The organism is Kitasatospora sp. NPDC032757 (assembly GCF_055579305.1).
Map to the genome: position 1 here is coordinate 80,551 of NZ_JBVINN010000024.1, position 20,941 is coordinate 101,491.

Genomic DNA, 20,941 nt, shown 5'->3' on the forward strand with positions numbered 1-20,941 from the left:
CACCGGGGACTGCCGGGTGGCCGTCGGGGTCTGCCGAGCCGTCGGAGGCTCCTGAGCCGCGCCGTGCGACCGGGTCGCGCGCACTCACGCGAGCAGCTCGGCGAGCGAGCCGTCCATGTCCAGCGCGGCCAGCTCGCTGCCCGGCGGAACCAGCCGGTGCGCCCGCTCCAGCCAGGCGGCCACCGCCGGCAGCGGCGCCTCCAGCAGAGCGTCCCCGGCCGGCGAGCTCAGCGCCATGCAGAGCACGCTGCGCCGGCCCGACCTGGTCGGCCAGATCCGCACGTCGCCCTGCCCGCACGGGCGGAAGGTGCCCTCCACCAGCAGCTCGCGGGCGAACACCCAGGTGACCGGCGAGCCCGTGTCCAGGTGGAAGGTGATGTGCACGGCGTACGGGTCGTGACTGCCGTAGGACAGCCGGGCCGGGACGGGGACGCTGTGCTCGGGGGAGAGCACCAGGTTGAGCTCCAGCTCGTGCTCCACCACGCTCGTCGGGCGCTCCATGATCGGTTCCTCTCTGTCTGCGGTTCGTGCCCGGTTTCGGGCCCTGTGACCTTGGAGAGCACGGGCCGAGGGCGTTCTTACACACGTTTCCGGGATTTCTTCGCAGACTTCTGCGGGCTTGCGGACCGGCTGTGGTGAAAGCGGGCGCGCAGGCGCGTGATCGCCCCCTGCGCGCCCCCGTCCTTACCCCGGCAGGGCCAGGGCCGTCCGATGATTGGCCAAGTTCCAATCTCGGGGCTTCCGAGGTACTACCCTTTGTGACTGCCCGGCGACTGTCCGCCCATCCGGCGGTACCCTCGCGCGCGCCGACGGCGAAGCCACCCGTGTCGCCCGAGCCGCCACCGCGTGTACTGCTCGCCGGGTGCGCCGCATCGGCCCTGCCAGGAAAGAAGACCCCCATGACGGACCGGCCCTTCGCCGACGGCGCGGACACGGCCGTCGGCCCCACGCCGGGCTACTACCCCGACCCGTCCGTCCCCGGCTTCGTCCGTTACTGGGGTGGCACGGCCTGGGTGCCCGGGACCAGCCGGCCCGCGCCGGCGGAGGGCGAGGTGCTGGAGCCGCCGCGGTTCGTGGCCCGCCGCAGCGGCGCGGCGGGGGCTGCGGGTGCGGGCGTCGGGGCGCGGCACCTACCGCCGCCGGTGGCTCCGGTGGTCGACGCGGCCGAGGTGGGCGAGGTGGGCGGGGTGAGTCCGGCGGATGGGGTGGATCCGGTGGGCGCGGTGGATGCGGGGGGCGGGGTGGATGCGGCGGCCGTCGCTGAGCGGGCGCCGGAACCGCTGCCGGGAGAGACCGGGCCGGTGTACCTGGACCAGACGGCGGGCGGGGCATCGTTCACCTTTGGGCCGCAGCTGGCCGGCGGGCCGGTGTTCCGGCCGGCGGGCGCGGAGGGTGAGGCGGAGGGCTGGTCCGGCGCCACGGACGAGGATCCGTCCGGCTGGCAGGTCGATCCGCGGGCGCAGCGGGGGCTGATGGAGACGGGCGGTGCGCCGCGCTGGGTCTCCTGGGGCGTGCTGCCCGGGGTGGAGCCGGTTGCGGAGGCGGGCGATCCGGTGGCGGCACAGGCCGTCGGGCCGGTGGCCGGGCCGGCCGTTGCCGACGCCGAAGTCGTTCCGGTGACCGCACCGGGTGCGGAGCCCGGGCGGGGGTGGGAGCCCCGGCCGGCGCCCGAGTCGGCACCCGAACCCGAAGCCGAATCGGAACCCGTTGTGGAGCCGGAGCCAGTCCCGGTGCAGGACGCGGCCAACGCGCCCGTCCCTGCCCCGGTGCCCGCCACCCGCCCGATGCGCACGGTGCCCGCCGGGCGTCCGGCGTCCGCCGCGTCCGCGCCGCGCCCGGCAGCCCGCCGACGGCCCGCCCCGCCGGTCCCGGCCGGCCTCGGCCGCAGGCTGGCCGCCCGGCTGGTGGACACCGTCGTGCTGGCCGTCGTCGCCATCGCGGCAGCCATCCCGCTCGGCAGCTCAGTCCAGACCCACCTGCAGGACAAACTCGACCAGGCCCGGATGGCCAGCTCACTCACCCGCCGCCAGGTCGACGTCTGGCTGGTGGACGGCGTGGTGGTCGGCAAGTTCGCCGTCCTGGTCGGCATCCTCGCCTTCGTCGGCCTGCTTTACGAGGTCCTGCCGACCGCCCGCACCGGCCAGACCTTCGGCAAGCGGCTGGCCCGGATCAAGGTGATCGACGCGGCCCCCTCGGCAGCCCGCGTCCGGCTGACCTTCGGCCGCTCGCTCTGCCGATGGCTGGTCAGGAACGTCTCGGCGGTCCTGCTGCTCGGCCTCGTCTGGCCGGTCTTCGACCGCCCTGCCCGGCGTGGCTGGCACGACCGGGCGGGCCGCACCCGGGTCGTCCGGGCCTGACCGGGCTCCACGGAGGTTGCCGGGCAAAACGGACTAAATATCCGAAGTCCAGAGAATGTGCGATGTTCTACTCGGGGAATGAGCACCTACAATCCCTCAGGCCCCGAGCCGGAGGGGGGCGGCAAGCCCTCCTTCGACAAGCAGCCCCCACAGCCGGCCGGCGGCACGCCGGAAGGTGCGCCGTCGGACCCGTACGGAAACCCACAGCCCAGCGGCCCCGACGACCGCCCCGGCGCGTACGGCGGCAACTACGGCGGCACCCCCGGCGGTTCGCCGTACGGGCAGCCACCGTACGGGCAGGGCCCCGGCCAGTCGCCCTACGACCAGCCGCCGCCCGGCTACGGCCCCACCGGCCACGGCACGCCGGGTGCCGGGCCCGTCCCCGGGATGCCACCCCTCGGCAGCTGGCCGAACCGCATCCTCGCGCAGCTGATCGACTACGTGCTGGTGCAGGTCGTCGCACTCCTGCTGGTGCTGCCCTTCGCCAGCCTCAGCGACCGCTCCGGCTCGGCCGGCGCGTTCTGGCTCGCCTGTCTGCTGTACCTGGTCTACGACGGTCTGATGCTCAGCCGGGACGGCCAGACCCTCGGCAAGAAGGCGATGAAGATCCGCGCAGCCATGTTGATCGACGGCAGCACGCCGACCCCGTCCGCCGCCTGGACCAGGTCCGCCGTCTTCATCCTCCCGGCGCTCATCTGCTGCGCCGCCCTGTGGTGGCTGATCGACGGCCTGTTCGGCGTCTTCGACAAGCCGTACCGCCAGTGCATCCACGACAAGGCCGCGAAGACCGTGGTGGTCTCCACGGTCTGATCGCCGGTGAGCCCGGTACCGCCCGGTGGCGCCTCAGCGCTGCCGGGCGTACTCCTGTCCTGTGGGCGTGGGCGTGGGCGTGGGCGTGGGCGTGGGCGCGGTTGCGGGGGTGGGGGCGGTTGCGGGCGTGGCTGCGGGTGCCGGTCCCGGCGTCGGAGTCGGCTTCGGTGCGTGGGCCCCGCGCTGCGCGGCGGTGGACAGTGACAGCAGCGTCACCAGCGTGCCGAGCGCGAGCGCGAACCCCACCAGCACCGCGACCTCCAGGACGCCCGAGACGCCCGAGACGGCCAGCAGCGCCACGGTGGCGGCGACGACGGTGAAGGTACCGAGGCAGATCTGGGCGGTGGTCGGGCGCGGCATGGCGTCGGTCCTTCGCACGTCGGGGGAAACGGGCGGGTGGTGCCGTACCGAATGTTCCTACCCGGCACGGGAGTTCGGTAAGTGCAGCCTAACCCGCCGGGTCCGGGGCACAAGGGGCGCACAGGCTCACCGCGGGGTCGTCCGCCCCGCTCGGTACGGTGATCGCGACCGGACCGTCCACACATCCAGGGGGAACCGCCGTGCCCGTCGCCGACTGGCCCACCACCGAGACCGAGGCGATCGCCGAACAGGAACGGCTCCGTCCGCTCGTCCAGCCGCACGGCCCCGCCCCGTCCGGCACGGCGGACGACCGGCTGATCGCCGGCGTCGACGTCGCCTACGACGACGAGCGGGACCTCGTGGTCGCCGCCGCCGTCGTGCTCGACCTCGACAGCCTCGCCGTCGTCGAAGAGACCACCGCCGTCGACCGGATCGCCTTCCCCTACGTCCCCGGCCTGCTCGCCTTCCGCGAACTCCCCACCGTCCTCGGCGCCCTGGAACGGCTCACCCACACCCCCGGCACCGTCGTCTGCGACGGCTACGGCCTCGCCCACCCGCGCCGCCTCGGCCTCGCAAGCCACCTCGGCGTGCTCACCGGCCTGCGCAGCATCGGCGTCGCCAAGACCCCGTTCACCTTCGACCACCGCGAACCCGACGCCCCCCGTGGCTCCTGGACCCCGCTCACCGACCCCGCCACCGGCGAGGAGGTCGGACGCGCCGTCCGCACCCGGGCCGGCGTCAAACCGGTCTTCGTCTCCGTCGGCCACCGCATCGGCCTGGCCGAGGCCGTCGACACCACCCTGGCCCTCGCCCGCCAGTACCGTCTGCCCGAAACCACCCGCCACGCCGACTCGCTCTGCCGCCGCACCCTCACCGCCCTGCAGGAGGGAACGCCCGCGAACTGACGGCGCAGCAGGCCACCCGCGGTTCGGCCGAAGCGCCATACTCCCGGCCCGGACCATGTGTTAGACATGTGTCTTCGGGGCTGTACAGGACAGCGGAACGACGGACGCACGGGGGAGGCGCCGGAAAGTGGCAACGGGGACCGGATCGACCGGCGGGGCCGGCAGCGGCTACAAGGTCGAGGTCGAACAGCTACGGGCCTTCGCGGCCCAGGTACGCGGACTGCTGGCCGAGTTCCAGCACCACGCCGACGGCACCACCGCACACGGCCAGAGCGCCGTCGGCAAGAACGCCCTCGGCACCTTCGCGGAGGCCACCGAACTGCACGGCCGCTACGAGGTCATGCGGGACGGCCTGCGCGACGTCCTCAACCAGCTCCAGGACGCCGTGGACGAAGCCCAGAAGAAGGCCGAACTCACCGCCACCAACTACGAGGAGCAGGAACACCGCACCTCGGGCAAGCTGAAACTCGGCGACGACGGCTGGTCGGTCGCCAGCCCCTCCGCCACCAGCACCGCCGCCTACGCCCAGACCGTCACCCCGGCCAAGCACACCGGCGGGAAGTCCGAGCGATGAGCGCCCCACGCCGGAAGCCCCTGGAGAACGGAGACGGCCACCGATGAGCGGCTCGGGTTACACCAAGTTCAACGACTACAGCCACGCCGAACTCCGGAAGATGGCGCAGGCCCTCAACCCCGGCGAGGTGATGGCCGCCAGCGACCCCTGGCGCCGCGCCGCCGACACCCTCAAGGCCATCCGCGCCACCCTCACCCGCGCCAGCACGGAGGCCGCCGTCAGCTGGGAGGGCAGCACCAGCGACGCCTTCCACAAGCGCATGCTCCAGCTCGCGGCCACCATCAACAACGCGTCCTCCTACGCCAACGACGCCGCCAACACGCTCAAGCACCTGTCCGAGGCCATCTCCCAGGCCAAGCGCGACATGCCCGAAGAGCCCAGCGGCTGGGAACAGTTCACCGACGGCGTGGGTGACACGGTCTCGTCCATCTTCGGCGGCGACGACGAGGACACGAAGACGGCCGTCGCCGAGCAGAAGAAGGCCGAAGCGGCGGCGGTCATGCAGACGCTGGCGATGCACTACCGGGTGGCCACGCCGATGCTGAAGCCGCCGCCGTCGGTTCCGAACCCGGTCCGTCAAGACACTCGCGACGTCACATCGTCTGACGATTCGACTGCGGCGCCGATGTTGAGCGCTGTGATGACGGGTGCCAGCTACGCCGGCACCGGGACGGCTCCGGCAGGCACGAGCAGCCCCGTGTCGCGGGTTCCGAGGTCTGCTGACAGATCTGCGCCCAAGGCGGCGACGACGAATACGGTGCCGGCGGCACCCACTGACTCAGGTATCAAGGGAGGTACTGCTCAGCCGGTTCCCAAGCCGCCGTCCGCTACCCATTACGGTCCTGGCACCGCGATCGACGGTACGACGATCACTCCCTCCAGTACGCCCGGTACCAGCCCGCTGTCCACCAATACCACTAACCCGACGTCCAATCCCGGTACGCCCATTGGCCTCCCGAAGGGTGGCATCGAGGGCGGGCCCGGCCCGGCCGGAGGTGGGCCGATTCTGGGTGGGAAGGGAGGGCAGGGCAACGACCCCGGCAAGGGCGGCGTGACGCAGAACAAGGACGCCTTCGGTCGCACAACGGGCGCTCCCGGCAAGGCCGTCGCCCGCGGGGGTAAGGCCTTCGGCGTGGGCGAGGGCTATGAAGGCGGCTTCGGCACGGGAGGCCGCGCCGCCACAGGGGCTCGCCCCGGAAGCGCCCTGCCGGGGCGGACCGGAGGCATCGTCGGCGGGGGCGCGCGTCCCGGCAGCGGGTCAGGCGCGAAGCAGGCCTTCACCGAAGGCGGTTCCGGCCTAGGGGCCCGGGGCCGGGCCAGGGGAGAGCTGGGTGCGAACTCCGGCGCCGGCATGGGACCGGGAATGCCGATCGGGGATTCCCAGCGTCGCAAGAAGGACAAGGAGAAGGACGGCAAGCGCCCTGACTATCTCGTCGAGGACGAGGAGACCTGGGCGTCGGACAAGCCGGCCAACCCGAACGTGGTGGAATGAGTCCTGTTCGCTAGAGGACGGGCCGATGACCGGTCGTCCCGCAGGTCGGTGACCTGCGGGACGCTTCGCTGAGTGGGGTGACCAGGCTTGACAGGCAGTCGAGTAGGGCGCGGGGCAGCCGTGCTTGCTGCTGGAGCCTTGTTGTGGGGGGTCGTGGCTACTCCGGCAGCTGCGGATCAGATCCGGGATTCACAGTGGCCTCTGAAGAAATACCAGGCGGACACGAAGATCTGGCCCATGAGCCAGGGGGACGGCATCGTTGTTGCCGTAGTGGACACTGGAGTCAAGGAAGATCACCAGGATCTCATCGGGCAGGTACTTCCCGGAGCCGATTTCTCGGGTGGGAATTCGGATGGCCGGGTGGATACAAACGGCCACGGGACGGGGATGGCCAGTCTGATTGCTGGCGTCGGGCATGGCTCCCAGGCCGGGATCATGGGCCTTGCGCCCAAGGCGAAGATTCTCCCCATCAAGATCAGAAGCGATGAGGAATCGCCAGTCTCCGAACAGTCTGATATTGCGCAGGCCGTCAAATTCGCCGTGGATCACGGGGCGAAGGTCGTCAACATGTCACTCGGAGGCTATGCGCGCCTCGATTCCGAGGTGCGTAATGCGATCAAATACGCTGTATCTAAGGACGTCGTCGTTGTAGCAGCCACTGGAAACAGTGGAGACAAGGGCAGACCCGTCGAGTACCCGGCTGCCTTCCCCGGGGTGGTCGCTGTGGCGGCGGTCGATGAGCAGGGCAAGGTATGGGAGAAGTCCACCTTCGGCCCTGAGACCACGCTGGCTGCGCCAGGCGTGGAGGTTTACCACGCCGCAGCCAAGTCGACGTCGGCCTATGGCATTGGCCAGGGCACCTCTGGCGCCACCGCCTATGTTTCCGCCACGGCAGCTCTCATTCGCTCGAAGTACCCCAGTCTCTCCGCCGGTCAGGTCATCAATCGGATGATCAAGAGTGCCACTCCGCCCCCGGACGGTTCCTCGGTGCCCAACGCCCATTACGGCTACGGGACCGTGTCCCCGGCCAAGGCGCTGGAGCCGAACCCGGCTGTTGACGGGGGCCCGAAGGAGAACCCGCTGCTGGGCCGGGCCGAGTCGCAGGGGGCTCCGGACGATGGTGCGGAGGACCCGTCCGGGGTGCCGCCCGCGGCGCCGGCTGCCGCGGCCGAGGGGAACCAGGGGATCACGTACACGCTGATCGGTGCAGGGGTGCTGTTCGGGCTGGTTCTCGTCGCCGTCTGCGTGCTGGTGGTGGTGCGCGGTCGGCGGCAGCGGCGGTCGGCCGTGGCGGTGCCCGGTGCTGCCGGGTACCCGTATCCGGTGCCACCGCCTGCCGGTCCTCCGGGGCAGCAGGGCTACGGCTATGCCCCGCCGCCGCAGCAGCCTCCGGTGCCGCCGACGGGTAACCCGTACCAGTAGGTCGGAGCCCGACCTCCGCCGAGAGGCCACACCGGCTACTCGGCGACGGCGATCTGCTCACGGTGGTGGGCGGGGGCGGTGAGTTCGTCGACCACGGCGACCGCGAGGTCGGCCTGGGCGATCCGCTCGCCGAGGACCTGCGGGCCGCCGGTCCGGTACTGGCCGGTTCCGGGCGCGGTGCGGTCGAGGTCGAGCGGCGGGGTGACGACGACCCAGTCGAGGGAGGTGTCGGACTCCCGCAGCAGGTCCAGGGCGAGGGCGTGGCCGAGCGAGAAGGTTCGGTAGGCCTCGGGGAAGCCGGGGTCGTCGTGGACGGCGGTGCCGGGCGCGGTCTCCAGGGTGGTAGCGACGCCGACGTGGACCAGCCGGCGGACCTCGGCGGTGCCGAGGCCGGTCACCAGGGCGTCGGCGGTGGCCCGGTAGAAGTCCGCGGAGGGTACGTCGGGCGTGTAGACGGTGGAGACGGCGGCGGCGTGCCCGTGTGCGGCGGAGGCGACGTCGGCGGGGTCGGTGACGTCGCAGCGGACGAGGGTGATGCCCTCGTCGGCGAGGTCCGGGTGGCGTTCGGGATCGCGTACGGCGGCGGTGACCGCCAGCCCGCGCAGCCGGGCCTCGGCGACGACGGCGCGGCCGACCTGCCCGCCCGCGCCGTAGACGACGATGCTGCGGTCGATCTGCTCGTGGGTGCTGCTCATGACGGTCTCCGTCCGTTGGCCGGGGGCGTTGTCGCCACCGTTGCCGTGACGGTAGACCGGGGGGTGCCGGTTACTTCAACGGTACCGGCGGGGGCCTGCACGGATTCCGGGTCCGCTACCGTCGGTGCCATGTCGCAGACCGTGCTCGAATCCCTGGCGTCCGCACCTCTGTCGGTGGACTTCTTCGACCCGGACTGCCCGGTGCAGTCGATGCCGGTGCTGGGCGGCAGGAAGTGGACCTGGAAGCTGATGCGCTGTCTGGAGGGCGGCCCGCGACGCTTCTCCGAGTTGCGGGTGCCGCTGGTGGGCATCACGGCGAAGGTGCTGGCCGAGACGTTGCGCGCGATGGAGCACGACGGGGTGGTGACCCGGACCGACTACGACGAGAATCCGCCGAGGGTGGAGTATTCGCTGACGCCGCTGGGCCAGTCGCTGCTGGGGCCGATGGACGCGGTCTGCGCGTGGAGCCGCGAGCACCTGGCCGCCCTGCTGGAGGCCCGCGAGGCGTTCGAGCGGGAGGAGCGGGAGGAGCAGGAAGAACGGGACGAGTAGGACGCCCGGGACGAGCAGGCAGGAAGGACGAGCAGGGCAGGCAGGAAGAGCAGGACGCGTGCGATGTCGGGCGGGCCGGCTGAGCCTGGCAGCATTTCGGCGGCCGCTGGCGCTATGACCGCTGGTGGGCCCGGTGCCGGGGCGGCCATCCTGGGCACATGACCACTCCCGAGAACGCCCCCGCTACCCCCGCCGACAGCATCGTCCCGGACACCAAGGACTGGACGTGGGTCCTGGAGCGCCCCTGCCCGGACTGCGGCCTGGAGTCGGCGGCCGTCTCCCGCGAGGCCGTCCCCGGGCTGATCCGGGACAACGCCGATGCCTGGGTGGCCGTGCTGGCCGGGGACGAGGAGGTGCTGCGCCGCCGTCCCCGCCCGGAGACCTGGTCGGACCTCGAGTACGCGTGCCATGTGCGGGACGTCTTCCGGCTGTTCCACTTCCGGTTGAACCTCATGCTCGACCAGGAGAACCCGGACTTCCCGAACTGGGACCAGGACGAGACGGCCGCCGCCGAGCGCTACTGGGAGGCGCAGCCGGAGGAGGTCGCGGCGGACCTGGCCGAGGCCGCGCGGGTCCTCGCGGACGCGTTCGAGCAGGTGTCCGGCGACCAGTGGCACCGCACCGGCAACCGCAGTGACGGTGCGCGCTTCACGGTGGAGTCGTTCTCCCACTACCTGGTCCACGACCCGGTCCACCACCTGTACGACGTGACGGGCGAGCGGGTCTGATCCTGCCGAGCGGGCTGCGACGCGGGGGAGTTGGGCGCGGGCGCCCGGCCGGGATCACCAGCCGGAGGCCTCGCGGAGCATGGTGCGGCGGAGTCGGCCGGCCACGCTGGCGGTGTCGGTGCCGATGACGTCGGCGATCTCGGGGGCGGCGAGGCCGACGATGTAGTGCAGGATCGCCAGGTCGTCGTCGGCGGGGTGGCTGGGCCGGGCCGGCGGGTCGGCCCGCAGGGTGTGCTCGTTGACCGTGCCGCGCAGGATCTGCCAGGCGTGCGCGGTCGGATTGGAGCTGCCCAGCAACTCGCGCCACTGGACGGCGATTTCGGCGAAGGCCTGCTGCACGGCGCCGATCGCCTCGGCGTGGTCCGGCAGCCAGACCCGGGCGTAGCTGAGGTAACGCGGCCGGTGCAGCTCGCAGAACGCCGCGAACTCCAGCGGTACGACGGACGGATCGCCGGGCGCCGGGGGAGGCTCGGCGGTGCTGTCATGACGGTTGGTCATCTCGGCTTCTCGGCAAGTGAGATGGGCTTCTGACGGTCGATCATCTGTGCTCACTCTACGGTAGGCGCTCGGTGCTCTGGGTGACCAATCGGATTGAATGCCCGGAACGTGCCGCCGCTCGGCCGGTTCCGGCGGTGGCCGGGTGCGGGTCGACGGGCGGCGGGGTGGCGCGGGGCCGGTGGTGGGGGTGGTGCGCAGCGCTGCCAGGGTCGCGAGAGTGAGAGCGTCATGGCCGGTCAGCCAGGGTGGTCGGCGGGGAGTGGTGGAGCGGTTGATGGGCCACCGTAGGCGGTCCGGTGGCTCGCGTCCACACCCGAGGCGTGAAGCCGCGCGCGCGCCACCTGTCGCGCGCGCGGAGGGTGGGAGCGGGCGCGGAGGCGGGTGCGCGGGTGGGTGGTGCGCTCCCCCGGGCGGCGGCGCGCCGGGGTGGGTGGGGCTGCCGTCCGGGGTGGCGAAGGGGCGGTTCCGGGGCGGCGGAGGCGGGCCGTCCGACGCCCGCCGCCCGGCCCCGGTCACGCCCGCCGTCCGGCCCCCATTCGGCGCCCGCCATCCGGCACCCGCCGTCCGGCCCCCGTTCGCGCCCGCCGCGCCCGCCTTCGCCGGACGGAGCGGTACGGAGTGGAGGGCAACGGCAAGGAGCCGCAGGGGAAACCGGTGTGACGCTTCTTCAGCCCGGTTGCCGGGCCTCCGAGGGGGAGAGCCGGTCGTCCGCCGCGGTGCTCCGCCCGAGCTGGGCGGGAAACGAATCGACAGCCCTCCGCCGCGCCGGTCCGGCCGCCGCTGCCGCCGCGGTGGCTGCTGCCGCCGCACTCTCCGCCGCGCCCTCCTCGCGCCGCCGGAAGGCCTCGTCGGCTCCGTCGGCTCCGTCGGCCCCGTCGGCCCCGTCGGTTCCGCTCCGCCCCCGGCCCCCGGTCGCGCGGGCGGCCTGTTCCTCGGCCGCCTGTCTCGCGGCCAGGTAGGCCTGGACGGCGGCCATCCCGTAGACCGGCTGGATCAGCTGGTGGCCCTTGAAGAAGGGTCTGGCCGGGGCGAATCCGGCGGCGACCACGAGGTCGCGGATCTCGGCTATCTCGGCCTCGCTGCGGGCCGTGAAGCGGACCTCCCAGCCCTTCTTGTACGTATGGCCCTGTTCGCCGCTGCGGCGGGCCGGGTCCGGCCGGCGGACGTATCCGGGCAGGCGGCCAAGGCGGAGCTGGGCCGCGCGGAGGCCGGCGGTCTCGTCACGTGACATGAACTAAGGGTAGGCAATCCAGGGAGCTGGAGTGACGCCCGGCGGCGCTTCGGCGTATGCCCTTGGTCACTCACGGTCAGAAGCGCTGGTCGTTGATCGGCTTCGGCCGGTGCCGGCAATCCCGTGACCTCCCATTACTCCGAATGGGTGAGGGTATGGGGACTTTAGTGCAGGCTGGTCCCGGTTTCACGACGGTTGGGTAACAGTGCGTCAGGCGACCGATGGCCGGTCCGGGCTGTTGGGGATGGTGTCGGCATGAGCTACCGGATTCCCTCGCCGACGCCTTCCCTGGAGGAACTGGCGAAGCGTCAGCAGAACGTCATCACCGCCAGCCAGCTGCGCGCCCGGGGCGTGCCGGCCCGGGTCGTCAGCGGGCACTGCCGCCGCGGCGGCCCGTGGCAGCGCCTGCTGCCCCGGGTCTACCTGCTGCAGTCCGGCGAGCCGACCCCGGAGCAGCGGATGTGGGCCGCGCTGCTGTACGCGGCGCAGAACGGCCGTGAGGAGGGCCGCCGCGAGGGTGCGGTGATCACCGGCACCGCCGCACTGGCGCTGTACGGCTTCGCCGCGGTGCCCCGGCTGCCGGCCGTCACGGGGGTGGACGTCCTGGTGCCCCGTCAGCGTCGGCTCAAGGACGCCGGGGAGGTGCGGATCCGGCGCACCGAACGGGAGTTGGTGGCCCACTCGGTGCACGGCCTGGCCTGTGCGCCGGTCGCCCGGGCGGTGGCGGACGCGCTGTGCGAGTGGACGGCCGAGGGCGCGGCGCCGGAGTTCGGCGGGGGCGCCGCGCTGCCGGTCCGCGAGGTGCTGCGGGAGGCCGTGGGCCGGCCCGGCTCCCGGGTGGGGCGGCCCGATGCCCGTTGCAGCGCGAGGGAGCTGGTCGCCGAGCTGACCGAGTCCGGGCTCGCGGCCGACCTGCGGGTGCGGGCCGCGCTGGACGAGCTGCTCTCCGAGGAGCGGGACGCCGTTCTGGCGCGGCTCGGTGAGCTCGCCGACGAGTGGCTGCTGCCCGCCCCGCTGGCCGGCCCGGAGCTGCGGATGCGCGGCGGCACCTACATCGCCGTGCCGGACCTCTACTGGCCGCAGGCGGGCGTGGCGGTGGAGGTCGACCCGGAGCTGCGCTGCGTCAGCGAGGGGGAGGCCGCCTGGGTGCGCGGCGGCCAGCACCGGATGGAGTACCTGGGGATCCGGGTGGTCTACCTCTCCGGTGTCAGGCTGGCCGCCGAGCCGGACGCGGTCGGCGCCGAACTGCGCGAGGCCTTCCGGAAGGGTGGCACCGACGTGGTGGAACTGCTGGTCGGTGCGGGCTGAGCGGCTCAGCCGCGTACCGTCGGGGTGCCGACCAGCTCGACCCCGGCCGCCCGCAGCTCCTCCAGCGCGGCGGCGGTGGTGTCCGGCGCCACGCCCGCCGTCAGGTCCAGCAGGACGCGGGTGGTGAAGCCCGCCCGGGCCGCGTCCAGCGCGGTGGCCTTGACGCAGTGGTCGGTGGCCAGGCCGACCACGTCCACCTCGGTGACCTGACGCTCGCGCAGCCAGTCGACCGGCCCGCGGTTGTTCTCGTCCAGCCCCTCGAAGCCGCTGTACGCCGCCGCGTAGGCGCCCTTGTCGAAGACGGCCTCGATGGCGCCGGAGGTGACCGACGGCGCGAAGTTGGGGTGGAAGCCCACCCCCTCGGTGCCCGCCACGCAGTGCACCGGCCAGCTGTTGACGTAGTCCGGGTGGTCCGAGAAGTGGTCGCCCGGGTCGATGTGGTTGTCGCGGGTGGCGAGGACGTGCTGGTACCCGGGGCGGGCCTCGGCGATCAGGTCGGTGATCGAGGCGGCGACCTCGGCCCCGCCGGCGACGGCCAGACTGCCGCCCTCGCAGAAGTCGTTCTGCACGTCGACGACGATCAGTGCCCGGTGCATGGCTCGCATCCTCGGTTGTGGGGGGTGGTGCGCTGGTTCTGTGCGCTTCCGGTGGGAACTCTACGGTCGACTGTAGGCAGTGGCACCCGGGGGCGGAAGGCCCGGGGAGCACCCGGGTCCGCGCCCCCGGGGGCCCGGCGGCCGCGGAGCGGTGTCACAGGAGCAGCTCGGTCGCCAGCACCGGGTCGCCCTTGGACAGTTGGGTGGCCGACAGCGGCAGCCCCGCCCGGGCCCGGACGTGCCGCTCGCGCGCGGCGCTCAGCGGCTCCCGGCCGACCACCTCGCCGGCCAGCACCAGCGGCACCTGCATCAGGTGCGGCTCCAGCTCGGCCGGGACCGGCCCGGTGCCGACCACCTCGGCCTCGGCCACGCCGTCCGCGTCGGGCCGCCGGGCCGCCCACTTGCGGCCGCCGATGCTGGTCTTGCCGCCGGCGGCGCGCTTGGCGACCGCGACCAGCGGCCCGTCCTCGGACTCGGCCCGGGCGACCAGCTTGTAGACCATCGCGCAGGTCGGGTGGCCGCTGCCGGTGACCAGGCTGGTGCCGACGCCGTAGCCGTCCACCGGGGCGGCGGCCAGCGCGGCGATCGCGTACTCGTCGAGGTCCGAGGTGACGATGATCCTCGTCTTGTGGGCGCCGAGCTCGTCCAACTGGCGGCGGACCCGGTGCGCCAGCAGGGTGAGGTCGCCGGAGTCGATCCGGACCGCGCCCAGCTCGGGGCCGGCCACCTCGACGGCCGTGCGGACCGCCTCGCGCAGGTCGAAGGTGTCGACCAGCAGCGTGGTGCCCTTGCCCATCGAGGCGATCTGCGCCCGGAACGCGTCCCGCTCGCTGTCGTGCACCAGTGTGAAGGCGTGCGCGGCGGTGCCGGTGGTCGGGATGCCGTAGGTGAACCCGGCCTCCAGGTCCGAGGTGGCGGAGAAGCCGGCCACGTACGCGGCCCGGGCGGCCGAGACGGCGGCCTGCTCGTGGGCGCGCCGGGCGCCCATCTCGATCACCGGGCGACCGCCGGCCGCGGCGGTCATCCGGGAGGCGGCGGCGGCGATCGCCGAGTCGTGGTTGAGGACCGACAGGATCACCGTCTCCAGGATCACCGCCTCGGCGAAGGTGCCCTCGACGGTCAGCAGCGGCGACCCGGGGAAGTAGACCTCGCCCTCCGGGTAGCCGTGGATGTCGCCGGTGAACCGGTAGTCGGCCAGGAAGCGCAGGGTGTCGGTGTCGACGACGTTCTGTGCGGCCAGCCAGTCGAGCTGCACGGCGGTGAAGCGGAAGTTCTCGACGGCGTCCAGCACCCGGCCGGTGCCGGCCATGACGCCGTAGCGGCGGCCGCCGGGCAGGCGGCGGGTGAACACCTCGAAGACGGAGCGGCGGTGCGCGGCCCCGCTCTGCAGGGCGGCCTGCAGCATGGTGAGCTCGTAGCGGTCGGTGAGGAGCGCGGTCGAACCGGCCGCGCGCACTGAAGTGGCGTCCATGAGGATGATGCTACTACCACTTAGCGTCAGATTGACGATTTCTCATGGGGGGTGCTCGCGCAGCCATGGGGCGGAATCGCCCGGAGGTCCCCCGGATGGCAGCATGGGGGCTGAAGGTGCAGGTATCCGGAGGAACGGCGAGGAGGACCCGGCGGTGAGTGTCGCGCCCGCAGAGATCGAGCGCCCGGAGGTCGAAGGCCTACCGGTGGCTGAGCCGGACACCCCCTGGGTGACCATCGTGCACAACGACCCGGTCAACCTGATGAGCTACGTCCAGTACGTCTTCCAGGCCTACTTCGGCTACCCGAAGGACAAGGCCCGGAAGCTGATGATGGAGGTGCACACCAAGGGTCGGGCGGTGGTCTCCAGCGGGTCCCGTGAGGAGATGGAGCGCGACGTGCAGGCGATGCACGGCTACGGCCTCTGGGCCACGCTCCAGCACGACTGAGCCGCGGGCCGCGCCCCGGGGTATCACCGAAGACGACGAAGACGGGCTGACCGATACAGATGGCTGGGTTGTTCGAGAGTGGCGGCGGCGGGAGTGCGGCGATCGTGCTGGACGAGGTCGAGGCCTCGATCCTGCGATCCCTGGAAGTGCAGATGCTGGAGCTGATCGGCCCCGGCCCGGGTGGTGAGGGCGGGGATCCGCTCGCCGCGCTGTTCGCCGAGGGGCCGAGCGAGGCGCCCTCCGACCCGGCGCTGGCCCGGCTCTTCCCGGACGCATACCGGGATCCGGAGAAGCCCCAGGACGCCGAGGGCAAGGCGGCCTCCGGCGAGTTCCGCCGCTACACCGAGCTGGACCTGCGCGCCCGCAAGCGCGAGGACGCGCTGCAGGTGGTCCGGGCGCTGGACGGTCTCGGCGGTGAGGGAGGGGTGCTCAAGCTGCCCTCCGGCGACTGCCCGCGCTGGCTGGGCGCGCTCAACGACCTGCGGCTGACCCTGGGCGTGCGGCTGGAGATCACCGAGGAGGACGAGCAGGGTCTGTACGACCTGCCGGACACCGACGAGCGCAAGCCGCTGGTGATGGCGTACCTGTGGCTGGGGGCCCTCCAGGAGTCGCTGCTGGAGGCGGTCTCGGACTGAATCCTGCCCGGTTCCGGGCAGCCCCGGCTCCACGTCCGCATGCTGGACAAGGGGTCGGGGCTTTTCCGTTCAAAACGGGCGAAATAATACCACTCCATGCTCAAATATCGCTCAGGTGGACACCGCTATCCGGAGTCTGCGTGGTACGACTTCTCCACCCCACGAGACCCATCCAGGACGGTGTGCCATGACCGAGAAGCTCTACGACGAAGTGGTCGACACCAAACCGGACGAGGAGGGCTACGAGCGGGGGCTCGGCAGCCGCCAGATCCAGATGATCGCGATCGGCGGCGCCATCGGCACCGGCCTCTTCCTCGGCGCCGGCACCGCGATCTCCAAGTCCGGCCCGAGCCTGATCCTGTCGTACGCGGTGGCCGGCGTGGCGATCTTCGTGATCATGCGGGCGCTCGGTGAACTGCTCACCTACCGCCCGGTGTCCGGCAGCTTCGCCGAGTACGCCCGGGAGTTCGTCGGCCCCTTCGCGGGCTATGTGACGGGCTGGACGTACTGGCTGTTCTGGGTGGTCACGGGCATGGCGGAGACCACCGCGGCCGCCGTCTACGTGAAGTTCTGGGCACCCGGCATCCCGCAGTGGCTCAGCGCGCTGACGTTCCTGGTCATCCTCTACGCGGCCAACCTGATCTCGGTGAAGCTCTTCGGCGAGATCGAGTTCTGGTTCTCCATGGTCAAGGTCACCGCCATCATCGGCATGATCCTGATCGGCATAGGCGTGCTCACCCTCGGCTTCAGCGACGCCGGTGACACCGCGTCGATCACCAACCTCTGGCAGGACGGCGGCTTCTTCCCCAAGGGGATCGGCGCCACCGTGATGACGCTGCAGATCGTCATGTTCGCCTACCTCGGCGTGGAACTGGTCGGCGTCACCGCCGGCGAGAGCGAGAACCCGCAGAAGACCCTGCCGCGCGCCATCAACACCCTGCCGTGGCGCATCATGCTGTTCTACATCGGCGCCCTGGTGATCATCCTCTCGCTCGTCCCGTGGACCGAATTCCAGCCCGGCGTCAGCCCGTTCGTCGCCGCCTTCGGCAAGATCGGCATCCCCGCCGCGGCCGGAATCATCAACTTCGTGGTGCTCACCGCCGCGCTCTCCTCCTGCAACTCCGGCATGTACTCCACCGGCCGGATGCTGCGCGACCTCGCCCTGCGCGGCCAGGCCCCCGGGCAGCTCACCAAGCTCAACTCCCGCCGCACCCCCGCCGCCGCGATCACCCTCTCCTCGCTGCTGATGGGCGCCGGCGTCGTCCTCAACTACCTCGTCCCCGCCAAGGCGTTCGAGTACATCACCTCGGTCGCCACCGTCTGCGGCCTCTGGACCTGGGCGATGATCCTGATCTGCCAGATCCGCTACCGCAAGTCCTGGAAGGGCGGCCACCTCCCGCCGCCGAGCTTCAAGGCGCCCGGCGGCCTCTGGAGCAGCTGGGCCGCGCTCGCCTTCCTCGTCCTGGTCGTCGTCCTGATCGCCCTGGACAAGGACAACCGCATCTCGCTGTACGTCTTCCCCGCCTGGGCCGTCGTGCTGGTGATCGGCTACCAGGTGCTCAAGCGCCGCAGCCCGGCCGCCGTCCACGCCGTCGCCCACGACCACCTGCACGCCCGCAACGGCGGCTGACGGCCCGGCGGACCACGCCGTGGACGCCCCGGCGGGCAGCCGCCGGGGCGTGGCTATCCTGACCGCATGCTGACCATCACCCGAGAACTGCGCGACGCGATCGTCGCCCACGCCCGCGCCGACCACCCGGACGAGGCCTGTGGCGTGGTGGCAGGCCCGGCCGGCACCGGACGGCCGGAGCGGTTCATCCCGATGCTCAACGCCGCCCGCTCGCCCACCTTCTACGAGTTCGACTCGGGCGACCTGCTCAAGCTCTACCGCGAGATGGACGACCGGGACGAGGAGCCCGTGATCGTCTACCACTCGCACACCGCGACCGAGGCCTACCCCTCGCGCACCGACGTGAGCTACGCCTCCGAGCCGTTCGCCCACTACGTCCTGGTCTCCACCGCCGACGGCAACGGCCCGGACGATCCGTTCCAGTTCCGCTCGTTCCGCATCGTGGACGGCGAGATCACAGAGGAAGACGTCCAGGTCGTCGAGGCCTACCAGCCCTGACCAGCACCCACCTGGGCGCGGCCCGCCGACTGCCCACGCGTGGTCGGCGGGCCGGTGCCATCTCAACAACAGAAACAGAAACATCCGGATCGCGAGACGGGCATGTCTAAGCCAGGCCGGGAATCTATACGATGAGCCCATGCGTTCCGTCGATGTGAGCACCCAGGCCCCGGGCACCCGCCTCGTGGCGCGCCTGCACGTCGACCTGTGCCGGCTCGCCAGTGCGATCTGTCCCGGCACGCCCGCGCGCTCTCGCTGAGCCGCCCGCCCAGGCCCGCCGCACGCCCTGTGCCCCGGGCCCACCCCGCCCTGCCGCGCCCGCTGCGGCCCACCCACCTCACGACTCGCACAGGAGCGCACCCATGGCCATCGAGGTCCGCATCCCGACCATCCTCCGCACCTACACCGACGGCGCCAAGGCCGTCGAGGGCACCGGCAGCAACCTCGGGGAACTCTTCCAGGACCTCGACGCCCGCCACCCGGGCATCGCCGCCCGCCTGCTGGAGGGCGGCGAGCTGCGCCGCTTCGTCAACGTCTACCTCAACGACGAGGACGTCCGCTTCCTGGCGGGCATCTCCACCGCCCTCGCCGACGGCGACAGCGTCACCATCCTGCCCGCCGTGGCCGGCGGCGCCCGCTGACCGCCCGCTCTCCCGCCCGCCCCGCGCAGGCGGGAGAGCCGCCGCTCCCGACCCTCACCGCCGTTGCCGGAGGCCCCCCTTGCGTTACGACAGCCCGCTCGAAGCCGTCGGCAACACCCCGCTGGTCCGCCTGCCCCGACTCTCCGCCGGCGTCCCCGGCAACACCGACGGCCGGGTCACCCTCTGGGCCAAGCTGGAGGACCGCAACCCCACCGGCTCCATCAAGGACCGCCCGGCGCTGCACATGATCGAGCGCGCCGAGGACTCCGGACTGCTCACCCCCGGCTGCACCATCCTGGAGCCCACCAGCGGCAACACCGGCATCTCGCTCGCCATGGCGGCCAAGCTCAAGGGCTACCGGATGGTCTGCGTGATGCCCGAGAACACCAGCGAGGAACGCCGCGAACTGCTGCGCATGTGGGGCGCCGAGATCATCGCCTCCCCGGCCGCCGGCGGCTCCAACACCGCGGTGCGGATCGCCAAGGAGATCGCCGCCGAGCACCCCGACTGGGTCATGCTCTACCAGTACGGCAACCCGGACAACGCCGGCGCCCACTACGCCACCACCGGCCCCGAGATCCTCGCCGACCTGCCCGGCGTCACCCACTTCGTGGCCGGCCTCGGCACCACCGGCACCCTGATGGGCGTCGGCCGCTTCCTGCGCGAGAAGGTCCCCGGCGTGCAGATCGTCGCCGCCGAGCCGCGCTACGACGACCTGGTCTACGGCCTGCGCAACCTCGACGAGGGCTTCGTCCCCGAGCTGTACGACGCCGAGGTGCTCACCACCCGCTTCTCGGTCGGCTCCGCCGACGCCGTCCGCCGCACCCGCGAACTCCTCCAGCAGGAGGGCATCTTCGCCGGCGTCTCCACCGGCGCCATCCTGCACGCCGCGCTCGGCGCCGGCCGCAAGGCCGCCGCGGCCGGGCAGCGCGCCGACATCGTCTTCGTCGTCGCCGACGGCGGCTGGAAGTACCTGTCCACCGGCATCTACACCGCCGAGTCCACCGAGGCCGCGGTCGAGGCGCTCCAGGGCCAGCTCTGGGCCTGACGCCTCACCGACCGGCCGACATCGCCCGCTGCGCGCGGGCCCAGATCTGCCGGTCCACCACGCCGGCCCGGCGGCGGAAGTCGGCGAGCGCCACCTCGCGCAGCTCGTCCGTCTCCAGCCAGCTGGTCCGGCCCTGGCGGTCGCCCACCGAGCCCGGCGGCAGCGGCAGGACCCCCGGACGGTCGGCGTGGTGCTTGCTGGTGATCTTCGCGACGGTCGCGGTGCGGCCGTTCACCCGCAGCACCAGGCAGGGGCGGTCCTTCGTCCCCGGACCGTCCTCGAACGGCACCTGCGCCCACCAGATCTCCTGCGGTGCCGGGGCCTGCCCGCGCGACGCCCGCTCACGCGGGCGCGGGGCCGGACGGGACGGTGCCGGGGCCGACGCCCCGCGCGCCCGGCGGACCAGGGCCGACACGACCAACGCCAGGACCGCGACGCCCGCCACGGCCAGGACCACCCAGATGCCAGTCATGCGGCGAACCGTACCGGGACCGCGCCCGCCCCCACCACCGTGGCCACCGTGACGGTTGAGCATTTATCCGAACCCTGCTCCCGGTTCGTCACGGAATGACCACAGAGTCCGATCTGCCGTAAAGCCGCCCCCGAGCGCCGGAAAAGCTGACCACGCACGCCCCCACGCATCCCGGAGGCCCCCGTGAGCCGCAGCACCGACCTGTGGTCGTACGCCGAGATCGCCCGCCACATCAACGTCCAGCCGGAGACCGTCCGCAACTACCGCCGGCACGGCCTGCTCCCCGACCCGGACGTCGTCGACGGCGGCGGCCACCCCCGCTGGTATCCCGACTCGATCAAGGCCTGGGCCCGTCGGCGCCCGGGCCACCGCTGAACCGGCGCCCCGGCCCCCGTCGAACTGCCGCCCCGGCGTTCTGGTGATTCCAGCCACAGCGCGGCACGGAGACGGGGGCAAAGTGCCCCTCCGCCCTTACCCTCGACACACGCGAGGGCAGCGCTGCCGGCCGGTTCACCGGCCCCGCACTGTCATGACCAGCGGCAGCCAGGACGTGTCGGGGCGGAGGGGCTC

25 protein-coding genes are annotated in these 20,941 nt (G+C 72.3%); 17 read left to right on the top strand and 8 right to left on the bottom strand.

The window, feature by feature from the left end:
- Window positions 1-84: 84 nt before the first annotated feature.
- Complete coding sequence (locus tag ACZ5WK_RS24715) at window positions 85-501, bottom strand: SsgA family sporulation/cell division regulator (RefSeq protein WP_360196882.1); 417 nt, start codon at window positions 499-501, stop codon at window positions 85-87.
- 398 nt (window positions 502-899) lie between these two features.
- Between ACZ5WK_RS24715 and ACZ5WK_RS24720 the strand changes: the two genes are divergently transcribed.
- Both ACZ5WK_RS24720 and ACZ5WK_RS24725 read left to right on the top strand, forming a co-directional pair.
- Window positions 900-2,357, top strand: a complete 1,458-nt coding sequence (locus ACZ5WK_RS24720; protein WP_465550129.1) for an RDD family protein — start codon at window positions 900-902, stop codon at window positions 2,355-2,357.
- A 78-nt stretch (window positions 2,358-2,435) separates the two neighbouring features.
- Window positions 2,436-3,167 (top strand): RDD family protein, encoded by a 732-nt coding sequence (locus tag ACZ5WK_RS24725; protein ID WP_465550131.1) that lies wholly within the window; start codon window positions 2,436-2,438, stop codon window positions 3,165-3,167.
- 33 nt (window positions 3,168-3,200) lie between these two features.
- Here the strand turns inward: ACZ5WK_RS24725 and ACZ5WK_RS24730 are convergent, their stop codons facing one another.
- A complete protein-coding gene (locus ACZ5WK_RS24730) occupies window positions 3,201-3,527 on the bottom strand; it encodes a hypothetical protein (protein ID WP_465550133.1) in 327 nt (108 codons plus the stop codon).
- Window positions 3,528-3,727: 200 nt separating this feature from the next.
- Here ACZ5WK_RS24730 and ACZ5WK_RS24735 point away from each other — a divergent pair, with 200 nt between their 5' ends.
- The 4 genes from ACZ5WK_RS24735 (at window position 3,728) to mycP (ending at window position 7,920) form a co-directional block, all read left to right on the top strand.
- Window positions 3,728-4,432: an endonuclease V gene (locus ACZ5WK_RS24735; RefSeq protein ID WP_465550135.1), complete on the top strand. Its 705-nt coding sequence runs from the start codon at window positions 3,728-3,730 to the stop codon at window positions 4,430-4,432.
- A gap of 127 nt (window positions 4,433-4,559) precedes the next feature.
- Window positions 4,560-5,006: a hypothetical protein gene (locus tag ACZ5WK_RS24740; protein ID WP_465550137.1), complete on the top strand. Its 447-nt coding sequence runs from the start codon at window positions 4,560-4,562 to the stop codon at window positions 5,004-5,006.
- 43 nt (window positions 5,007-5,049) lie between these two features.
- Window positions 5,050-6,498, top strand: a complete 1,449-nt coding sequence (locus tag ACZ5WK_RS24745) for a WXG100 family type VII secretion target (protein WP_465550139.1) — start codon at window positions 5,050-5,052, stop codon at window positions 6,496-6,498.
- Between the two features lie 237 nt (window positions 6,499-6,735).
- Window positions 6,736-7,920, top strand: coding sequence for a type VII secretion-associated serine protease mycosin (mycP, locus tag ACZ5WK_RS24750; RefSeq protein ID WP_465550141.1), 1,185 nt, complete (start codon window positions 6,736-6,738; stop codon window positions 7,918-7,920).
- A 35-nt stretch (window positions 7,921-7,955) separates the two neighbouring features.
- Here mycP and ACZ5WK_RS24755 read toward each other — a convergent pair whose 3' ends face one another.
- Window positions 7,956-8,615 (bottom strand): NAD(P)-dependent oxidoreductase, encoded by a 660-nt coding sequence (locus ACZ5WK_RS24755; RefSeq protein WP_465550143.1) that lies wholly within the window; start codon window positions 8,613-8,615, stop codon window positions 7,956-7,958.
- A 129-nt stretch (window positions 8,616-8,744) separates the two neighbouring features.
- Here ACZ5WK_RS24755 and ACZ5WK_RS24760 point away from each other — a divergent pair, with 129 nt between their 5' ends.
- A complete protein-coding gene (locus ACZ5WK_RS24760; RefSeq protein WP_465550145.1) occupies window positions 8,745-9,167 on the top strand; it encodes a winged helix-turn-helix transcriptional regulator in 423 nt (140 codons plus the stop codon).
- Between the two features lie 158 nt (window positions 9,168-9,325).
- Window positions 9,326-9,895, top strand: coding sequence for a DinB family protein (locus ACZ5WK_RS24765; protein ID WP_465550147.1), 570 nt, complete (start codon window positions 9,326-9,328; stop codon window positions 9,893-9,895).
- Between the two features lie 54 nt (window positions 9,896-9,949).
- Here ACZ5WK_RS24765 and ACZ5WK_RS24770 read toward each other — a convergent pair whose 3' ends face one another.
- On the bottom strand, window positions 9,950-10,393 hold the full coding sequence (locus tag ACZ5WK_RS24770; protein WP_465550149.1) for an RNA polymerase sigma factor: 444 nt from the start codon (window positions 10,391-10,393) through the stop codon (window positions 9,950-9,952).
- A 667-nt stretch (window positions 10,394-11,060) separates the two neighbouring features.
- Window positions 11,061-11,624 (bottom strand): hypothetical protein, encoded by a 564-nt coding sequence (locus tag ACZ5WK_RS24775; protein WP_465550151.1) that lies wholly within the window; start codon window positions 11,622-11,624, stop codon window positions 11,061-11,063.
- Between the two features lie 255 nt (window positions 11,625-11,879).
- Here ACZ5WK_RS24775 and ACZ5WK_RS24780 point away from each other — a divergent pair, with 255 nt between their 5' ends.
- On the top strand, window positions 11,880-12,932 hold the full coding sequence (locus ACZ5WK_RS24780) for a hypothetical protein (RefSeq protein WP_465550153.1): 1,053 nt from the start codon (window positions 11,880-11,882) through the stop codon (window positions 12,930-12,932).
- 5 nt (window positions 12,933-12,937) lie between these two features.
- On the opposite strand, the gene ACZ5WK_RS24785 is transcribed toward ACZ5WK_RS24780, so the two are convergent.
- Together ACZ5WK_RS24785 and ACZ5WK_RS24790 are read right to left on the bottom strand one after the other, a co-directional pair.
- Window positions 12,938-13,528 (bottom strand): isochorismatase family protein, encoded by a 591-nt coding sequence (locus ACZ5WK_RS24785; RefSeq protein ID WP_465550155.1) that lies wholly within the window; start codon window positions 13,526-13,528, stop codon window positions 12,938-12,940.
- 154 nt (window positions 13,529-13,682) lie between these two features.
- The gene (locus ACZ5WK_RS24790) at window positions 13,683-14,999 is read right to left on the bottom strand and encodes a nicotinate phosphoribosyltransferase (RefSeq protein ID WP_465550157.1); all 1,317 of its coding nucleotides are present in this window, start codon (window positions 14,997-14,999) and stop codon (window positions 13,683-13,685) included.
- Window positions 15,000-15,153: 154 nt separating this feature from the next.
- Here ACZ5WK_RS24790 and clpS point away from each other — a divergent pair, with 154 nt between their 5' ends.
- From clpS to ACZ5WK_RS24825, 7 genes are all read left to right on the top strand, one after another.
- Window positions 15,154-15,447, top strand: coding sequence for an ATP-dependent Clp protease adapter ClpS (gene clpS / locus ACZ5WK_RS24795; RefSeq protein WP_148644646.1), 294 nt, complete (start codon window positions 15,154-15,156; stop codon window positions 15,445-15,447).
- 59 nt (window positions 15,448-15,506) lie between these two features.
- Window positions 15,507-16,082 carry a DUF2017 domain-containing protein gene (locus tag ACZ5WK_RS24800; protein WP_465550160.1) on the top strand — a complete coding sequence of 192 codons (576 nt, stop codon included), beginning with the start codon at window positions 15,507-15,509 and terminating at the stop codon, window positions 16,080-16,082.
- A 187-nt stretch (window positions 16,083-16,269) separates the two neighbouring features.
- Complete coding sequence (locus tag ACZ5WK_RS24805) at window positions 16,270-17,712, top strand: amino acid permease (RefSeq protein WP_465550162.1); 1,443 nt, start codon at window positions 16,270-16,272, stop codon at window positions 17,710-17,712.
- Between the two features lie 66 nt (window positions 17,713-17,778).
- Window positions 17,779-18,210, top strand: a complete 432-nt coding sequence (locus tag ACZ5WK_RS24810; protein WP_465550164.1) for a M67 family metallopeptidase — start codon at window positions 17,779-17,781, stop codon at window positions 18,208-18,210.
- 139 nt (window positions 18,211-18,349) lie between these two features.
- Complete coding sequence (locus ACZ5WK_RS24815; protein ID WP_327677307.1) at window positions 18,350-18,469, top strand: putative leader peptide; 120 nt, start codon at window positions 18,350-18,352, stop codon at window positions 18,467-18,469.
- 103 nt (window positions 18,470-18,572) lie between these two features.
- A complete protein-coding gene (locus ACZ5WK_RS24820) occupies window positions 18,573-18,851 on the top strand; it encodes a MoaD/ThiS family protein (RefSeq protein ID WP_396322717.1) in 279 nt (92 codons plus the stop codon).
- A gap of 79 nt (window positions 18,852-18,930) precedes the next feature.
- The gene (locus ACZ5WK_RS24825) at window positions 18,931-19,899 is read left to right on the top strand and encodes a PLP-dependent cysteine synthase family protein (RefSeq protein ID WP_465550167.1); all 969 of its coding nucleotides are present in this window, start codon (window positions 18,931-18,933) and stop codon (window positions 19,897-19,899) included.
- 4 nt (window positions 19,900-19,903) lie between these two features.
- On the opposite strand, the gene ACZ5WK_RS24830 is transcribed toward ACZ5WK_RS24825, so the two are convergent.
- Window positions 19,904-20,371 carry a type II toxin-antitoxin system PemK/MazF family toxin gene (locus tag ACZ5WK_RS24830; RefSeq protein ID WP_465550169.1) on the bottom strand — a complete coding sequence of 156 codons (468 nt, stop codon included), beginning with the start codon at window positions 20,369-20,371 and terminating at the stop codon, window positions 19,904-19,906.
- 183 nt (window positions 20,372-20,554) lie between these two features.
- Between ACZ5WK_RS24830 and ACZ5WK_RS24835 the strand changes: the two genes are divergently transcribed.
- Window positions 20,555-20,746: a MerR family transcriptional regulator gene (locus tag ACZ5WK_RS24835; protein WP_465550171.1), complete on the top strand. Its 192-nt coding sequence runs from the start codon at window positions 20,555-20,557 to the stop codon at window positions 20,744-20,746.
- Window positions 20,747-20,941: the final 195 nt, after the last annotated feature.

Excerpts from the sequence above, each read along its gene's own strand:
- ACZ5WK_RS24715 (WP_360196882.1), bottom strand. The coding sequence starts at position 501 with ATGGAGCGCCCGACGAGCGTGGTGGAGCACGAGCTGGAGCTCAACCTG.
- ACZ5WK_RS24720 (WP_465550129.1), top strand. The coding sequence starts at position 900 with ATGACGGACCGGCCCTTCGCCGACGGCGCGGACACGGCCGTCGGCCCC.
- ACZ5WK_RS24725 (WP_465550131.1), top strand. The coding sequence starts at position 2,436 with ATGAGCACCTACAATCCCTCAGGCCCCGAGCCGGAGGGGGGCGGCAAG.
- ACZ5WK_RS24730 (WP_465550133.1), bottom strand. The coding sequence starts at position 3,527 with ATGCCGCGCCCGACCACCGCCCAGATCTGCCTCGGTACCTTCACCGTC.
- ACZ5WK_RS24745 (WP_465550139.1), top strand. The coding sequence starts at position 5,050 with ATGAGCGGCTCGGGTTACACCAAGTTCAACGACTACAGCCACGCCGAA.
- mycP (WP_465550141.1), top strand. The coding sequence starts at position 6,736 with ATGAGCCAGGGGGACGGCATCGTTGTTGCCGTAGTGGACACTGGAGTC.
- ACZ5WK_RS24755 (WP_465550143.1), bottom strand. The coding sequence starts at position 8,615 with ATGAGCAGCACCCACGAGCAGATCGACCGCAGCATCGTCGTCTACGGC.
- ACZ5WK_RS24760 (WP_465550145.1), top strand. The coding sequence starts at position 8,745 with ATGTCGCAGACCGTGCTCGAATCCCTGGCGTCCGCACCTCTGTCGGTG.
- ACZ5WK_RS24765 (WP_465550147.1), top strand. The coding sequence starts at position 9,326 with ATGACCACTCCCGAGAACGCCCCCGCTACCCCCGCCGACAGCATCGTC.
- ACZ5WK_RS24770 (WP_465550149.1), bottom strand. The coding sequence starts at position 10,393 with ATGACCAACCGTCATGACAGCACCGCCGAGCCTCCCCCGGCGCCCGGC.
- ACZ5WK_RS24775 (WP_465550151.1), bottom strand. The coding sequence starts at position 11,624 with ATGTCACGTGACGAGACCGCCGGCCTCCGCGCGGCCCAGCTCCGCCTT.
- ACZ5WK_RS24780 (WP_465550153.1), top strand. The coding sequence starts at position 11,880 with ATGAGCTACCGGATTCCCTCGCCGACGCCTTCCCTGGAGGAACTGGCG.
- ACZ5WK_RS24785 (WP_465550155.1), bottom strand. The coding sequence starts at position 13,528 with ATGCACCGGGCACTGATCGTCGTCGACGTGCAGAACGACTTCTGCGAG.
- ACZ5WK_RS24790 (WP_465550157.1), bottom strand. The coding sequence starts at position 14,999 with ATGGACGCCACTTCAGTGCGCGCGGCCGGTTCGACCGCGCTCCTCACC.
- ACZ5WK_RS24800 (WP_465550160.1), top strand. The coding sequence starts at position 15,507 with ATGGCTGGGTTGTTCGAGAGTGGCGGCGGCGGGAGTGCGGCGATCGTG.
- ACZ5WK_RS24805 (WP_465550162.1), top strand. The coding sequence starts at position 16,270 with ATGACCGAGAAGCTCTACGACGAAGTGGTCGACACCAAACCGGACGAG.
- ACZ5WK_RS24810 (WP_465550164.1), top strand. The coding sequence starts at position 17,779 with ATGCTGACCATCACCCGAGAACTGCGCGACGCGATCGTCGCCCACGCC.
- ACZ5WK_RS24815 (WP_327677307.1), top strand. The coding sequence starts at position 18,350 with ATGCGTTCCGTCGATGTGAGCACCCAGGCCCCGGGCACCCGCCTCGTG.
- ACZ5WK_RS24820 (WP_396322717.1), top strand. The coding sequence starts at position 18,573 with ATGGCCATCGAGGTCCGCATCCCGACCATCCTCCGCACCTACACCGAC.
- ACZ5WK_RS24830 (WP_465550169.1), bottom strand. The coding sequence starts at position 20,371 with ATGACTGGCATCTGGGTGGTCCTGGCCGTGGCGGGCGTCGCGGTCCTG.